Genomic DNA, 16,040 nt, shown 5'->3' with positions numbered 1-16,040 from the left:
TGAATTATATCATGATATTTTTATTAAAACAAAACTCTTATAGAAATTGTGCCAAAAAGAAAGGGCAGCTATTTGAAAATTGCAGCACAAGTATCTACAAACCTTTTTCCTCAAGCAATTTGAGCAATAAATCTGGCCGATTTGTCAGTATACCGTCAACACCTGCATCAATCAATTTTTTCATTGTTTTTGGATCATCAATAGTCCAGTAATGGATTTCCATTCCAAGACGGTGTGCCCCATCAATTAACCTTTGGTCTGTTAAATCAAAGCCGCTGTCCTCCACAGGGATTTGGAATGCATCGACTTTTGGAACATAAAGATTTCGTAAAAAGAATTTATGAAAGACAACAAAGCTTTTAACCTCTTGTCTGCCAGCTGTAATGGCGACACGGCCTTTTGCATACTTCTCAAACGTTTGGAGAATCTGTTGGTCGAATGAACCAATTATGATTTTTTCCTCCATTTGGTATTTTTCAATGAGGTCCCATAATTTCGAAGCAATTTCCTCTATTCTTTCAGGAGGGTTATCATCTTTAATTTCTATTTCTATTTTCATGTCATCGAATGTTTGAAACATCTCTTCGACCGTTGGGATATAGACACCCTTACCACGGAAACTATAGTTGCCATCTAAGTCTCTAAAATGATAACCTGCATCAAGCACTTGAAGTTCTGCTAAAGTAAGGTCTGCCACATTGCCTTTTCCATTGGTTGTCCGGTTAACACTTGGGTCGTGGATCGTAACTAAATGGCCGTCCTTTGTAATATGTATATCCGTTTCAAGGACATCCACTCCCATGTTAGCAGCATTCTCAAAGGAAGCCATTGTATTTGAAGGTGCTAACAGCTCACCGCCTTGGTGGGCAATGACCAATGGGCGATTATGATTAAAAAAGCTTTTCTGTTTAATTTGTTTGACAGGAAAAAAATTAATGACTAACAGGAAAATGAACAAAGCAGAAACTATCATTTTTAAAGATAGAAGCACTGTTTTCTTTCTCCGTGTTTTCTCTATTGTGACATGTTGCATAGTGCTGCTCCTCTACTAATAGCCTTTAGAAAAATCAACAAGATTTACCGAAAGCCGGGTACCAGTAATATAGTTTTTTAGGTTCGGTATTAGGATATTTTCAATAACTCTTTGATTATAATGTTCAGTTGAACCTGCAATGTGCGGAGTAATAATCACATTTTCCATATCCCACAAAGGACTATCCACACTTAATGGTTCCTGTTCAAACACATCTAAACCTGCACCAGCAATGATTCCCTTCAGTAATGCTGAAATCAAGTCGTCTTCAACTACGATTTCACCACGTCCAATATTGATAAAGAAAGCGGAAGGTTTCATGAGGTCGAATTGTTTGGAACCAAATAAGCGTTTCGTCTCGTTGGTTAGCGGAAGTGTGACAACGACATAATCACAGTTGGGAAGAACCATATCTAATTGATTGGTGGTGTACATTTCATCGACGAATTCCTGTTGTTTTCCAGAATGGCGAACGCCGAGCACCCTCATTCCAAAGGCTTTTGCAATTTTTGCAGTTTCTTTGCCAATTGTTCCAACACCAATTATTCCAATCGTTTTTTCGTGCATTTCCAGCTTTATACCGGAATGGTGCCATTTTCTTGCTTGTTGATTTTTCACATATGTATGAATCTTTCTTGTTAAGCCAAGCATCAAGGCAAAGATACTTTCAGATATTGGATAAGCATGTACGCCATTCGCACTTGTTACGATTATGTTTTTAGATTCCAGCGACTCAAGCGGCAGGCTATCAACACCTGCACTCCAGGTTTGGAGCCACTTAAGTTTTGATTGGGGGGCTAGACACTCTTTTTCTATTCCCTTTTTCCAGCCTGCTATAATTTCAGCATCATGTAAATGATCCTGCCAAATATCTTTATCTTTACCCGCTATGATTGTCCAATCTGGGATAATTTCTTTTATCTGATCGAAAAGATTCTGATTTAAAGTATTCGTAATAACGATTTTTCTCTTTTGCATATTTTTCCTCCATTTGGACTTATATTACTTATTTTCATGATACCTGAATTTACTGAAAAAGGATAACGATTATACAAGAAAAATAGATGATTTCATATTTCTATTTTCTAAGGTTCTGTGCTATTATTTAGTGATACGAAATAAACAGAATTTTTCCTCAATCTTCTATAAGAAGAGTGATAAGGAGGTGTTTCTTTGAAAGAGCGTTTGTGGACAAAATCTTTTATTATGTTGATGGCTGGGAATCTATTTGTATTTATGTCCTTCCAAATGCTTATTCCAACCTTACCGCCTTACATAAAATCCATTGGTGCAAACGGGCTAGAAATTGGTCTTGTTACGGCATTGTTTTCGATTGGTGCTGTTCTCATAAGACCCTTTATTGGATACATGCTCGAATACAAACAAAGGAAGGCGCTAGTTATAATAGGAGCAGTCATTTTATTAATTATTACCGTCCTATACCCAATTTCAAGAATTGTCGTGATATTCTTGTTTATCCGTTTTATTCATGGTCTTGCGTGGGGCTGGTCAACAACGGTGAATGGAACAGCTGCAGTGGATGTAATTCCATTTTCACGACTGGGTGAAGGGATGGGCTATTTTGGGCTTTCAACCACAATTGGTTTCATTATTGCTCCTAGTCTAGGAATTTTCTTATATAATGTTACCTCGTTTACCAATCTCATTATTATTTCAGGCATATTAGGATTTATTTCCGTCGTTCTGCTTGCACTTGTACATTACAAAACACCGGAAGCTGTTTTAAAAACAAAAAAGGAAAATCTTAAATTTTCCTACCTAGGTTCACTAGTGGAGAAATCGAGCTGGTACCCATCTTTTATTACACTCATTATTTGTCTTGGTTATGGTTCAGTCTCAACCTTTATCGTTATCTATGGGGAAGAAAGAGGCATTGACCAAATCTTTTTATTCTATATTCTTAATGCAATTATTGCCACGGCGGCTAGACCGCTTGCAGGAAAGTGGTTTGATGAAAAGGGTCCTGTCGCCATGGTCTATTTCTGTATTTTTGCTACCTTTGTTGGGTTGTGGGTTCTTTCCTATGCACAAACCAATTTTATGCTTGCCGTAGCAGGAGGATTGTTTGGACTCGGTTTTGGCTGTGCCTTACCAACCTTACAATCCTGGACCTTATCCATGACACCCGAAAATCGAAGAGGTGTGGCGAATGGAATGTTCTTTTCTTCGATTGATTTAGGGATTGGCTTAAGCGGTATTATCTTTGGTGCAATAGCACAATTCACTGATACAGCTAATCTCTTCCGGATAAGTAGTCTATTTTTAATTATTGCCATTGTTTTAACTATGATAGAAGTTAGGAAAAAAAGAGTTGCTCCGAAGGAAAGAGTTGTTTCATAAACAAAAGGTCAGGACCTCTCGAGTAAGAGGGCTGACCTTTTTATTTGGATTAAGCGTCTTGTCTGAGTCTTCTTTGCAATTTTAGGCTAACAAATCCAGCTAAAAGGACCATCGAACCAATTGCAGCAAAATTGTAAGCAGGAGATGCCGTATTTGGAATAGCATGCCCAGTTGCTTTTACTTGAGGTGCAGGTGCAGGTGCAGGTGTATAAAATTTCCTCCAAACGAAATTTTTCTATTGCCAAATTCTATTATAATCTTCTATTTTTCGAATATTCAATATATATAATCCTACAAATTATACAAAAAGACCTATGACTTTATGATTATAGTTTAAAAGACAAATTAATATTTTTTGCTAAAATATTCTAAAAATTCTCTACTTTTGTTACAATAAGTAGGAGTGAATTTTTATTAAAAGTCGGAACAGTAATTACCACGAACATTAGGCTACCACTATTTTGAAAGCGCTTAATCTGGTGGTGAGGATGAACCTGAAATTGATGTTTCTGAACAGAATGATTTGGAAATCTTGTACACCTCAGGGACAACAGGACGACCGAAAGGCGAATTGTTTGATCATAAGAGGAATTTAAATGTAGGAATATCTGTCACTATTAATATGGGATTGCTTCAACATGAGCGTATCCTTCATGTCGCACCAATGGCACCTGAGTTAGTGAAAAAAAGTATTCAGTTATTTAAAAAAGATTGTTCTATAATCTTTGCGGCCTGACCGAAAGGGGACTAAGAGGAATTCTATTCAAAAATTAGTGAAAGCTTAGTAATTGGTTATTAGTAGAAAGTGGGGAGTTCATAATGAAACAACACGCATATTTAACAGGAGACCATGAAATTTTTCGCAAGTCACTAAGAAAATTTTTGGAGAAAGAGGCTGTACCATATTATGAGGAATGGGAAGAGGAGAGAATGATTCCCCGCTCCTTGTGGAGAAAGATGGGAGAACAGGGATTCCTTTGTCCAGATTTAGATGAAAAATATGGTGGCAGTGGAGTCGACTGGGGGTTCTCTGTTGTTATTAATGAAGAGTTAGAGAGAATTGGTTCTGGCCTAGTGGGAATGGGTCTGCATAATGATATCGTTGTCCCATATATCAATTCTTTCGGCTCAGAAGAACAAAAACAGCGCTGGCTTCCACGATGTGTAACAGGTGAATTGATTACAGCTATTGCTATGACCGAACCTGGCACTGGGTCTGACCTTGCCAATATTAAAACCACAGCAAAGCTTGATGGTGACCACTATATATTGAATGGACAAAAAACCTTTATAACAAATGGGATTCAATCTGATTTAATCCTTGTGGCTTGTAAAACGGATCCAAATGCAGAACCAAAGCATAAAGGAGTGAGCTTGCTCCTAGTGGAACGGGATGCTCCCGGTTTTTCAAGAGGAAGAAAACTGAACAAAGTGGGGCTTCATAGTCAGGATACCGCGGAGTTAATTTTTGAAGATTGCCGAGTTCCAAAGGAGAATCTACTTGGCGAAGAAGGCAAAGGCTTTCTATATATGATGGATAAACTCCAGCAGGAGCGCCTACTTGTTGCTATCGCAGCACAAACTGCCGCAGAAGTAATGCTTCAAGTGACGATTGACTATGTGAAGAGTCGTGAAGCCTTTGGAAAACCTGTCAGCCAATTCCAAAATACTCAGTTTAAAATTGCGGAGATGGCGACGGATGTTGAGATGGGAAGAGTGTTCTTAGATCAATTAATAGCTGAACATATGAATGGTCAAAATGTGGTAACGAAGGTTTCGATGGCGAAATGGAAGCTGACGGATACCGCAAAGAAAATTGCGAGTGAATGCCTGCAGCTTCATGGCGGCTACGGGTATATGGAAGAATACGAGATTGCGAGAAGATTCCGCGATATTCAGGTTTCAAGTATTTACGCTGGTACGAACGAAATTATGAAAACGATTATTGCCAAAAATTTAGGATTATAAATTGGAGGAGATTGGATGACAACCACTATTGGACAAATTTTTGACTTAACGGTAAAAAGAAACCCGAACAAGGATGCAATATATGATGTTAGAAAAAATGTCCGCTTTACGTATAAAGAATGGAGTGAGCAGGTTAACCGACTTGCGAATGCGTTGTTGAACGAAGGAGTCAAAAAAGGCGACCGGGTATCCACATTCATGTTTAATACGGAAGAGTTAGGAACAGCATTCTTTGCTTGTGCAAAAATCGGTGCTATCTTCAATCCAATAAATTTTCGTCAAATGCCTGAAGAAGTGGCGTTTATCCTATCTGATGCAACTCCTAAAGTGGTTTTATTTGAAAAAGCGTTGGAGCCTGTAATTTCTTCTATTGAAAATCGTTTTGAAGCTACTTCCTTCTGGTTTATCGACCAAGAAAAACCAGCTTATGCTGCCAGCTATCAGGAGAAATTAGCAGCCGCTTCAAGTGAAGATATTCAGGCCGATGTAAATGAAAATGACATCTACGCGTTTATTTATACAAGTGGGACAACTGGAAGGCCAAAAGGTGTCATGCATAGTCATCGCAATATGGTGGATCAAAGTGTACTCTGTATTGCTTCGCAAAAGTTAGAAGCAGAAGACGTAGGACTTGTGACCGCTCCGATGTTCCACTGTGCAGAGCTTCATTGTGCCTTTTTACCAAGGATTCATGTGGGGGCGAGAAATGTCATTCTGCACCAATTCAACCCAAAAGTTATCCTACAATTAATAGGACAAGAAAAGATAACCAAATTTTTCGCAGCTCCAACTATGTGGAACATGTTACTTCAAGAAGATTTAAGCCAATATAATACGGAAAGTCTAAAGCTTGGTTTATATGGTGCAGCACCAATGGCCCCATCTCTCGTTCATGCTCTACATGATCGCTTTGGAATTGGGCTTGTTCAAGCCTATGGAATGACAGAAATGGGACCAGCCATTACCTTCCTATCGGAGAATGACCAGTTAAGAAAAGCGGGATCGGCAGGTCAAGCCGCTATTAACCACAATATCCGTGTGGTTCGTACTAGAGAGGATGGACCATCTGATCCTGATGATGTAGTTCCAGTTGGTGAAACAGGAGAAATTATTGTGAAAGGTCCATGCATGATGGTAGGCTATTTTAACCGTGAAGAAGCCACGAAAAAATCGATGTATAAAGGCTGGTATCATTCAGGTGATATTGGTTACCTAGACGCAGAGGGCTTTCTGTTTGTAAATGACCGACTGGACGATATGATTATTAGCGGCGGGGAGAATATTTACCCACGTGAAGTTGAAGATGTTTTACATGCACATGAAGGTGTCCTGGATGTCGCGATTGTGGGTCAGCCTGATGATCGCTGGGGTGAAAGTGTGACCGCTTTTGTTGTGAAAAAGGATCCTAAGCTGACTGAGCAAGACCTTGAAGACTATTGTAAAAACAGTGACAGTCTGGCGAATTACAAACGCCCGCGTAAATATGTATTCTGTGAAGCATTGCCGCGAAATGCAAGTGGAAAAATCCAAAAATTCGTATTGCGGAAGCAGCTAGAAGAACTGTTTACACAGGGATAATGATAGGAAAGGTCGCCGAGAAAGTTTCGGCGACCTTTCTTTACAATTTTAGTTACAGATTGCGGAAAATATTGGCAGTTGGCAAGAAATACTGACGAATGGTTGAAAATACTCTCGGAAGATAGCCCAACTTTGTTGTCTAAATCTAGCATGGAACTTTTACCTGTAAGGAATCCACACAACTAAAATCTAATGTATAATAATAGAAGGTCATTTAGTACAAGGGGGAGACGTATTTGTTGTTTGAAAAAGCTCAACGATTATTAGAATCTCATTTCGGTTATTCATCCTTTCGAAATGGGCAGGAGCGTGCCATCCAATCCGTATTAGCTGGTGAAAATACGATTTGTGTCATGCCCACTGGCGGAGGGAAATCGATTTGTTATCAAATTCCTGCACTTGTTTTACCAGGTACCACGATTGTAATATCCCCGTTAATCTCACTTATGAAGGATCAAGTCGATGCCCTCGTACAGGTAGGAATTCCTGCAACTTTTATCAATAGCTCACTAAGTTACAATGAAGCAAATGAACGAATCAGGGAAGCGAAGCAAGGAATGTACAAGCTCCTATACATAGCCCCCGAGCGATTAGAATCCCGTGAATTTATCGAGGACCTTAAACAAATAGACATTCCAATGGTTGCGGTTGATGAAGCCCACTGTATATCACAATGGGGACATGATTTTCGCCCCAGCTACCGGCATATCCAGCAAATGGTCCGAAGCCTTCCACAAAAACCGAATGTAATTGCTCTTACTGCAACAGCAACACCAAGGGTTCGAGAAGATATCTGCGAGACACTCGATATCGATGAAGAGAATTCCATCATTACCGGTTTTGAACGTGAGAATCTTTCTTTTGCTGTGATTAAAGGTCAAGACAGGCTTCCCTTTATAAGAGATTATTTAAAAAAGAATGAAAAAGAAGCAGGCATTATCTATGCGGCCACCCGGAAGAACGTTGACCAGCTTTATGAAAGACTCAAAAAAGAAAATATCAATGTGGCCCGTTATCATGCAGGGATGGGGGACGCAGAGCGCATACGTGAGCAGGATCGATTTTTAAAAGATGAAGCTTCCGTTATGGTGGCAACATCAGCTTTTGGTATGGGAATTGATAAGTCCAATATCCGATATGTCCTCCATTTTCAACTTCCGAAAAATATGGAGAGTTATTATCAAGAGGCAGGTCGTGCCGGACGAGATGGACTCGAGAGTGAATGTATTCTTCTTTATTCCTCTCAGGACGTACAAGTTCAGCGCTTTTTGATTGATCAATCCAGCGACCGAACACGGATTCATGCGGAACTAGAAAAGTTACAGCAGATGGTTGATTATTGCCATACAGAAAACTGTTTGCAAGAGTTTATACTAAAATATTTTGGGGAAACAGAGACCGAGTCATGCGGACGGTGTGGCAATTGCCTCGATTCCCGCTCTAGCATTGACGTAACGAAAGAAGCGCAAATGGTGATGTCTTGTGTGATTAGGATGGGACAGCGATTCGGTAAAACACTAACGGCGCAAGTATTAACAGGTTCAAAAAATAAAAAAGTAACCGAAATGGGCTTTCACAAGCTTACAACATATGGAATCATGAAGGAAAAGGGTTCTAAAGAAGTAAGTGATTTTATCGAGTTCTTAATCTCACAAGAATTAATTGCAATTGAACAAGGGCAATTTCCAACCTTGTATGTTTCCCAAAAAGGGAAAGACGTCTTGCTTGGAAAGAATAATGTTCATCGTAGGGAAACTGTTAAAGTCAGAGAAATATCCAAAGACGACCCATTATTCGAAACCTTACGTGAAGTAAGAAGAGCGATCGCAGAAACGGAAAATGTACCGCCATTTGTGATTTTTTCTGATGCAGCGCTAAAGGACATGTGTGCTAAACTGCCAAAAACAAACCAAGAATTTCTAACAGTAAGCGGTGTGGGAGAGCACAAGCTGCAGAAATATGGACTTGATTTTATTCAAGCAATTCGCGCATTTTGCGAAACACACCCTGACAGACTGCCAGAGCTGGGAACAGCACCTTCTCCGAAAAAGGCAGCAAAAAAGGCAATTGGTGATTCTCACCTTGAAACATTGCAGCTACATCAACAAAACTTAACAATCAACGAAATTGCAGAAAAACGTGAGCTGGCAATGAGTACCGTTGAAAACCATTTAATTCAATGTGCTCAGCAAGGAATGGAAGTAGATTTTACCCAGCTCATTCCTACAGAATACATTCAATTATTAGAAAAAGCAGTTGAAGAGGTTGGTAGAGATCGTTTAAAACCTATTAAAGAACAATTACCTGAAGAAGTAAGTTATTTTATGATTAAAGGCTATCTATATTTTTTAAGTAGAAAGAATAACAACTAATTAATTTGTTGTTATTTTTAGAATATTCACAATCTAATTGTCGTCTGCAGAGTTAATTTGTTGATATTTCCCGGGAATTTGTCGATAAAAACAGCCGTATAACATCATACGGCTGTTTTTATTCTTCCGATTCACCCAAAAATGGTTTGTTTACAAAGTAATACATCCACGCCATTAGTACGCTGCCGCCAAATAAATTACCTATGGTTACGGGAACTAGATTATGAATGACTCCTCCCCATGAAATCGTTCCAGGGTGATTCAGGACTAAAGCAATAGCGAAGGTACACATATTGGCAATACTGTGCTCATATCCGGAGATAAAAAAGCAGAACACAAAAAGTATCATCGAAAACATTTTGGGTCCGTCTCCTTTTAAACCGAGAGGAATAAAAAAGGCTAAGCAAACAAGCCAATTACAAAGGATTGCTCTAAAAAACAGCTCCATTGTAGGAACCTGCATTTTCTTTTCTACTACGCTTAATAAAAAACCATTAACCGACGATTCCTCATAAAGTCCAGTAGTAAAAATGATAAAGGCAAAGACCGCAGCCCCTAGAATATTTCCAATGTAACTGCTAATCCACAACTTAGAGACTTCTAGCCAAGCCATTTTTCGCCGCAATGCAGCATAACTGTAATAGAATGTATTACCAGTAAACAAAACTCCACCAGCATAAGCAATTAATATGATTGCCGATCCAAATGTGAGAGCTGCCATCGGATAAGCAAAAGGGGAATGTACCGTATAAAAGTAGTTTCCCGTTTTAAAAGCAACAATTACACCAAATCCGATAAACATACTAGCAAGCATTGATCTTAAAATATAACGTAATAGGCTTTGCCTAAAGATTTTCACCTTTTTTAACGCTAATTTTTCGACCTCACGTAAGGGTTGACTCTCCATATTTGCACCATCCACAATTTTCGATTCATCCCTTTAGTTTCTATTAATAAGTACTAAATTATGTATAATAAAAGGATTGGTTTCATAAGTTTTGTAAAAAGGAAGAGTAGTTTAAATTAGCCAAAAAAACACTATATCAGCTATAATAAAGTGGTTTTTCTAATACAGATTTTAAGGAGTTTACTATGTCCTATTTTAAAAAAATAACCCCTGAATATGATCCGTGGGAAGCTTACAATGATATAAAGCAATACGGAAAGCCTCAACTTACCAATATCGAATTCACTACTACAACATTATGTAACATGCGCTGTGAGCATTGTGCTGTAGGATACACTCTTCAAACAAAAGACCCGTCTGCTCTCCCACTTGATATGATCTTGCATAGGTTAGAAGAAATTCCAACTTTACGTTCTCTAAGTATCACGGGAGGAGAACCGATGCTTTCCTTATCCTCTGTTAAAAACTATGTGGTGCCAATTTTGAAATATGCTCACGAACGCGGCATTCGAACGCAAATCAACTCGAATTTAACGGTTGATTTAGCACGATATGAATTAATCATTCCATACTTAGATGTATTACATATTTCACATAACTGGGGAACAGTGGATGATTTTGTAGAAGGCGGATTTGCGCGGATGGTGCAGAAACCGGACCACGAGCAACGGGAAAAATATTTTATGAGAATGATAGACAATAGCCGGGAGTTGGTAAAGGCAGGTGTAATGGTATCTGCGGAAACCATGCTTAACAAGCGTACACTTCCACATTTGGAGAAGATCCATCGCCAAATTGTTGATGAAATGCTCTGTCAGCGACATGAGATTCATCCTATGTATTCGAGTGATTTTGCTAGTAATCTCGAAACATTGTCCCTTGATGAAATTAGGGGAGCCATTCATCATTTACTAGATGTTCGAGATGAGATGGTATGGATGCTTTTCGGAACACTTCCATTCTACGCATGCAGCAACAAACCAGAGGATTTAGAGCTATTAAAAAGGCTATATAACAGTAAAAATGTAACAGTTAGAAATGATCCCGATGGTCGTTCCCGTCTAAATGTCAATATCTTTAACGGAGATATTATCGTAACAGATTTTGGTGATACCCCTCCGCTCGGAAATATCCAAACTACCAACTTGCTAGAAGCTTATCAAACCTGGCAGACGTCGAGTCTAGCGCAGGAATTAAGTTGTCATTGTCCAGCTGTTTCATGTCTAGGTCCAAATATTTTAGTTAAAAACAGTTATTATCAGGATTTGGATTTTTCAAATCTACAAAATAAAATAAGCAAATAAAAAAAGCAGGCGATCCCTGCTTTTTTTATGCTGTATGTTTAACAAGCTTTGGATGGCGGTGCATGGAGATAAACAAGATGATTCCACTAACTATCAATAATGCACTAGTACTAATAAACACAGCGGAAAAACCTAAATAACCAGAAATGAATCCTCCTAACATCGGGCCAATGATATTTCCAAGGAACCGCAAGCTAGTATTGTAGCCTAGAACTTCACCTTGCATAGCTATTGGTGCTTCTTGTCGAATGTAAGCAATTCTCACAGGAATGATTCCTCCTATTGCTATTCCAAGGGCAAAACGGATCATAACGAGCTGCCAAAAATCAGTAACTGCAGCACCAGGCAGGTAAATAATTCCTGATACGAATAGTAGAATCACAAGGATTTTAATATAGCCATGCTTATCGGCAATCTTCCCCCAATTTCTCGACATCAGCAGATTTCCTAATCCAGCTGCAGAAAAGGCGATTCCGGAATAAAACGCGATGTTTGTGTGACCATGCAGTTCACTGACAAATAAAGATAGAATCGGCTGTATACTAAAGTGGGCGATTTGTACGAGTGCCGAAATAAGTAAAACAGTTAATAATACTGGATTCTTAACAATATGTGCTAAAACTTCTTTACTGGAATAATGTGATTTAGTTCCTTTTTTCGCTTCAATCACATATTCCCTAGTTGCAAACACAAGCAGGCCAGAAACAAAAATAGCAATAGATGTCCACTTAAAGGTCAAGGAGTAACCCAGTGAATCCGCTAAAACCCCGCCAAGCATCGGACCAAGCAGCGAACCCGTGATACTGCCTGTTTGTAATGTTCCAAGTACACGACCAGCTATTTCCTTCGGTGTTTGTGTGGAAATAAAGGCTTGAGACATTGGAATAAATCCTGTGAAAAATCCCATCAAAAGCCGCAGCAGGAATAGCTGCCAAACAGATTGGACATAGCCCATGAGGAATATGGAGAAACCCATCCCAATTCCACAAATAATCAGAATTTTTTTCCTGCCATACCTGTCGCCAATTTTCCCCCAAATCGGTGAGAAGATAAAAGCTGATACAAATGTTACTGCAAAGGTTATTCCTGACCAATGCTGGACATATTTCTCCGAAAAGTCTCCCAAAGTCTCTATGTATAACGAAATAAAGGGTAGAACCATTGTCATACTTCCAGCAACAAAGAAGTTGGAAAACCACATGATCACAATATTTCGTTTAGCCATCTCCGACTTAGTCATGTAAGTTCACTTCTTTCTGCAAAGTATTTCGTTTCCCTAAATAGTATAATACCGAAATTTTAAAAAAATGAAAGTTATATTACCTGTGATTAGCTTCTGGCATTAGATTAGTTATTATGTAACTTTGTGTAAAAAGTGGTTTAATTTAAAATATTTAGAAAACACTATTGATAAATTGTTAATAGGAGATTAAGTTTAGTTTAATACTTTAAACAAGTAAAAGAATACGTTCTCTTATCAAGGGAGGACGTAATAGTTCTTATACATACATAGGTCATAGATACAGATAGTCCGTAAACGTTGATGTATATAGATTTTTAACGTGGTACAACGCTAAGGAAATACCAATATTAAAAAGCCCTATTTCTCAATTTAATTCTGAGAAATAGGGACTTTTTGGTTACTCCAGAAATGCGCCCGATTGTGGAAGAATCGTAAATTTTATTAAACGCTGTAGAGCCTACTTGCGCTTATCAGGGTACTACCCCTAATGGTGAAGCGGATTATTCAGATAAAGCCTCAGGGGTAGAATGCTTACATCCTGCGGATATAAATAGAAGATGCCCCAAAACATCGCTTTTAGGACACCAACCTTTATTCCTCCTTCTAAAACTCTAGTTCAGACAATTTAAATTCTGCTATTTCTTTTGGAGATGTTAAAATAATCATTGTCTCCCTTCGTTCAATATAATCAAGGGCTCCGATTTTATTTGTAAGAATGTCTTGAAGATGTTTTTGACTTTTCGCCCTTACTTTAATTATCGCGTCATATCTCCCCGCTACTGTATCACATTGTTCAATTTCGGGAATATTTTTTATTCCATTAGAAAGACTTTCAGCTGCTTTTTTCCCTTGTCCGGTAATAAGCGCGACATAGGCGACAACGGTGTAGCCAAGCGCTTCAAAATTAATGCCAGTAAAAAAACCAGTAATTATGCCCTTATTTACTAGCCTTTTAACACGATCATTAACAGTCACCCTCGAAACACCAAGCTCATTTGCAATATCCTGGTATGATATGCGGGCATTTTGTGACAGGGCATTTAAGATGGTTAAATCCATTTGGTCAATCAATTCAGACGCGAGTGGCTCCTCATTTTTTTTTGTGTTGGAATTGTCTAACATATTGGTAATTGTTTTCCTTCCTCATTAAATTTGATTGAGATGTTATCAAGTAATGTAAAGAGTATATTCTTCGATTGTTTAAGCAAGGCGGTTTGATTAAGAATATCTTAAGGTTTTTGCATAAATTCACCATGGGTCTCACCATATTCAGAGTTCTTCAAAATATAATCAATCTGTTCATTTGTTAACTCTGGATGAAACTGCACCCCTATGACACGATCTCGATATATAAACATTTGGTTCTGGCAACCTTTACTTGAAGCGAGGCGAATCGCGCCTTTCGGTAGGTCAAAGGTATCGCCGTGAAATTCAGCAGCCGTAAATTTTTTGGAAAAACCACTCAAAAGATGGGGCATGGTTATTATATAACAAAATCTTTCTACGTTTTATTAAATCACGACGCTTCTATTTTTGAAATATCCGGGTTTAATGAAAACTTTGGTTTGGTTTTAACAGCAATGAAAAATAATAAAAATTGTACAATAGAAAGTATAATAAGAACATTTAGGATCAATCCATATGAATGATTAATATTATAAAGGGCACCTGAAACGATAGGAGTGATTCCTGCACCTAATGAAATAAATATAGATACGGCTCCATAATTTGCTCCATATTCTTTCTCACCATAAAGTGCTCCTGTAATATAGGCAGGTGTAACAGTTATAGCCGTTGAGCCTATTCCCGAGAATATGGAGTAAAGAATAGCTGGAAGTACTACATTTGCTTTCATCAAAAATAGAAAACTTACTAAACTCCCTGCAGATATAAATAGTACAGTTGTAATTAATCCTAACTTATCAAATAATCGTCCGATTAATAGTTTGGCAACGATCACCATTGCTGAACTTAATGATAAGAGCAATGCGGCTGTTTTCGCTGTAGTACCTATTTCATTTAAATATGGAGCAAGACTTATAAGCATACTATTTACAACGATACCGCCTACTAGAATGGCTAAAGAAAGAGCCCAAAATGATAACGATTTTAATAATTCACCTTGAGTTATACCTGTTAATACTTTCTTTTGTGCATTTTTAACAGATTTTCCTTCACCTAGCGGCAAAAGACCTTTGTCAGCTGGATTTAATCTTATAACAAATACAGCCAATGGTACTAATACCACAAATATTAAAATTCCTAAAGTAAGATATGCGGATCTCCATCCATAAGCTGTGATGAGCCAGTTAACAACAGGACTAAGAATTACACCGCCGAAACCGCTCCCCGATAAAGCCAATCCTAAGCTTAAACCGCGTTTATCATTAAACCAATTAGTGATTAAAACTGAAACAGGAATTAATGAACCTCCTACCATACCTGCCCCCATTAGGATTGCAAATAGATAAAAGTGAATTAATTTAGTTGAAAATGAAAACCCAACAAATGCAAGAGCTGTAATTAAGATAAATAAGGTTAAATATAATCTTATATCGATCTTTTTCATTAGTCTGCTTGCAATAGGACCTATAGCCATTCCAGCGAAAGCCATTATGGAAAAATACAGCAAAAACTGAGGTATACCAACTCTAAGTTCTTTCGTAACCGGCAAAATAAATAGGGAAACTAAGTTTGCAATCGTGCCATAGATTAAAGTCATAATCATGAAAGTGGCTACTACTATCCACCAACCATAAAAAATCTTTCCATTTTTATTCATAAACAACCTCCTATTTTGCTTATTACCCCAAACCATAACAAAACAAAGTGATATTAAATTAGTTAATTACAAAGTGATCGTCTGGCTATATTTCTATAACTAAACTGTAAAGGTTGAGTACCTAACTTAATTATTTACAACTAATATAAAATCACTCATACCTTAAATTAATCATATAGGCTCCAATCCAGCATATGACTGGAAGCGTTTACAAAAATAATATTATTCACTATTAGGTACATTTAAGACTGTGTGGATTTACATCGTTAAGATAATTGAAATTTAAAATGTCCGCCTCCAGGGAATTACTTATATACTCCGAGGATTTGTATTCTTTAAAGTAAATTTCAGGAGACTCCCAAATTTTATCGCTTAGCTCGATAATTTCCCCTTTTTTGTTCGATAAAATCAGAAATGATTGTTTGCAATTCCATATTTAGGTCTCTCTTTTATATAAATCTCCTCTTTATTTAAAAGAGTTTATCGTTTTAG

Annotated in this window: 13 protein-coding genes; 6 read left to right on the top strand and 7 right to left on the bottom strand. The window is 37.9% G+C overall.

Annotation, left to right across the window (positions count from 1 at the left end):
• Nucleotides 1-94 precede the first annotated feature (94 nt).
• Nucleotides 95-1,033, bottom strand: a complete 939-nt coding sequence (locus TR08_RS29690; RefSeq protein ID WP_052427669.1) for a glycerophosphodiester phosphodiesterase — start codon at nucleotides 1,031-1,033, stop codon at nucleotides 95-97.
• Nucleotides 1,034-1,048: 15 nt separating this feature from the next.
• Nucleotides 1,049-2,011 carry a D-2-hydroxyacid dehydrogenase gene (locus TR08_RS29685; RefSeq protein WP_045524549.1) on the bottom strand — a complete coding sequence of 321 codons (963 nt, stop codon included), beginning with the start codon at nucleotides 2,009-2,011 and terminating at the stop codon, nucleotides 1,049-1,051.
• A gap of 195 nt (nucleotides 2,012-2,206) precedes the next feature.
• On the opposite strand from TR08_RS29685, the gene TR08_RS29680 reads away from it, so the two are divergent.
• The 5 genes from TR08_RS29680 (at nucleotide 2,207) to recQ (ending at nucleotide 9,312) form a co-directional block, all read left to right on the top strand.
• Nucleotides 2,207-3,394: an MFS transporter gene (locus TR08_RS29680; RefSeq protein WP_052427668.1), complete on the top strand. Its 1,188-nt coding sequence runs from the start codon at nucleotides 2,207-2,209 to the stop codon at nucleotides 3,392-3,394.
• A gap of 523 nt (nucleotides 3,395-3,917) precedes the next feature.
• The gene (locus tag TR08_RS33495; RefSeq protein ID WP_045524547.1) at nucleotides 3,918-4,130 is read left to right on the top strand and encodes an AMP-binding protein; all 213 of its coding nucleotides are present in this window, start codon (nucleotides 3,918-3,920) and stop codon (nucleotides 4,128-4,130) included.
• An 83-nt stretch (nucleotides 4,131-4,213) separates the two neighbouring features.
• On the top strand, nucleotides 4,214-5,362 hold the full coding sequence (locus TR08_RS29670; RefSeq protein ID WP_045524546.1) for an acyl-CoA dehydrogenase family protein: 1,149 nt from the start codon (nucleotides 4,214-4,216) through the stop codon (nucleotides 5,360-5,362).
• 15 nt (nucleotides 5,363-5,377) lie between these two features.
• Nucleotides 5,378-6,940: a fatty acid--CoA ligase gene (locus TR08_RS29665; protein ID WP_045524544.1), complete on the top strand. Its 1,563-nt coding sequence runs from the start codon at nucleotides 5,378-5,380 to the stop codon at nucleotides 6,938-6,940.
• A gap of 239 nt (nucleotides 6,941-7,179) precedes the next feature.
• A complete protein-coding gene (gene recQ / locus TR08_RS29660; RefSeq protein ID WP_045524708.1) occupies nucleotides 7,180-9,312 on the top strand; it encodes a DNA helicase RecQ in 2,133 nt (710 codons plus the stop codon).
• A gap of 118 nt (nucleotides 9,313-9,430) precedes the next feature.
• Here the strand turns inward: recQ and TR08_RS29655 are convergent, their stop codons facing one another.
• Nucleotides 9,431-10,219 (bottom strand): formate/nitrite transporter family protein, encoded by a 789-nt coding sequence (locus TR08_RS29655; RefSeq protein WP_045524543.1) that lies wholly within the window; start codon nucleotides 10,217-10,219, stop codon nucleotides 9,431-9,433.
• A 185-nt stretch (nucleotides 10,220-10,404) separates the two neighbouring features.
• Between TR08_RS29655 and yfkAB the strand changes: the two genes are divergently transcribed.
• Nucleotides 10,405-11,523: a radical SAM/CxCxxxxC motif protein YfkAB gene (gene yfkAB, locus TR08_RS29650; protein WP_045524542.1), complete on the top strand. Its 1,119-nt coding sequence runs from the start codon at nucleotides 10,405-10,407 to the stop codon at nucleotides 11,521-11,523.
• A 25-nt stretch (nucleotides 11,524-11,548) separates the two neighbouring features.
• Here yfkAB and TR08_RS29645 read toward each other — a convergent pair whose 3' ends face one another.
• From TR08_RS29645 to TR08_RS29630, 4 genes are all read right to left on the bottom strand, one after another.
• Nucleotides 11,549-12,763 (bottom strand): MFS transporter, encoded by a 1,215-nt coding sequence (locus TR08_RS29645; protein ID WP_045524540.1) that lies wholly within the window; start codon nucleotides 12,761-12,763, stop codon nucleotides 11,549-11,551.
• Between the two features lie 606 nt (nucleotides 12,764-13,369).
• On the bottom strand, nucleotides 13,370-13,837 hold the full coding sequence (locus TR08_RS29640) for an Lrp/AsnC family transcriptional regulator (RefSeq protein WP_193747883.1): 468 nt from the start codon (nucleotides 13,835-13,837) through the stop codon (nucleotides 13,370-13,372).
• Between the two features lie 158 nt (nucleotides 13,838-13,995).
• Nucleotides 13,996-14,244, bottom strand: coding sequence for a type 1 glutamine amidotransferase (locus TR08_RS30610; protein ID WP_052427667.1), 249 nt, complete (start codon nucleotides 14,242-14,244; stop codon nucleotides 13,996-13,998).
• A gap of 38 nt (nucleotides 14,245-14,282) precedes the next feature.
• Nucleotides 14,283-15,548: an MFS transporter gene (locus TR08_RS29630; protein WP_045524536.1), complete on the bottom strand. Its 1,266-nt coding sequence runs from the start codon at nucleotides 15,546-15,548 to the stop codon at nucleotides 14,283-14,285.
• Nucleotides 15,549-16,040 lie beyond the last annotated feature (492 nt).

This window comes from Neobacillus niacini, assembly GCF_000759675.1.
Classification (GTDB): domain Bacteria; phylum Bacillota; class Bacilli; order Bacillales; family Cytobacillaceae; genus Neobacillus; species Neobacillus niacini_A.
Note: the sequence above shows the minus strand (reverse complement) of the source record. Positions and strands in the feature narration are given on the sequence as shown.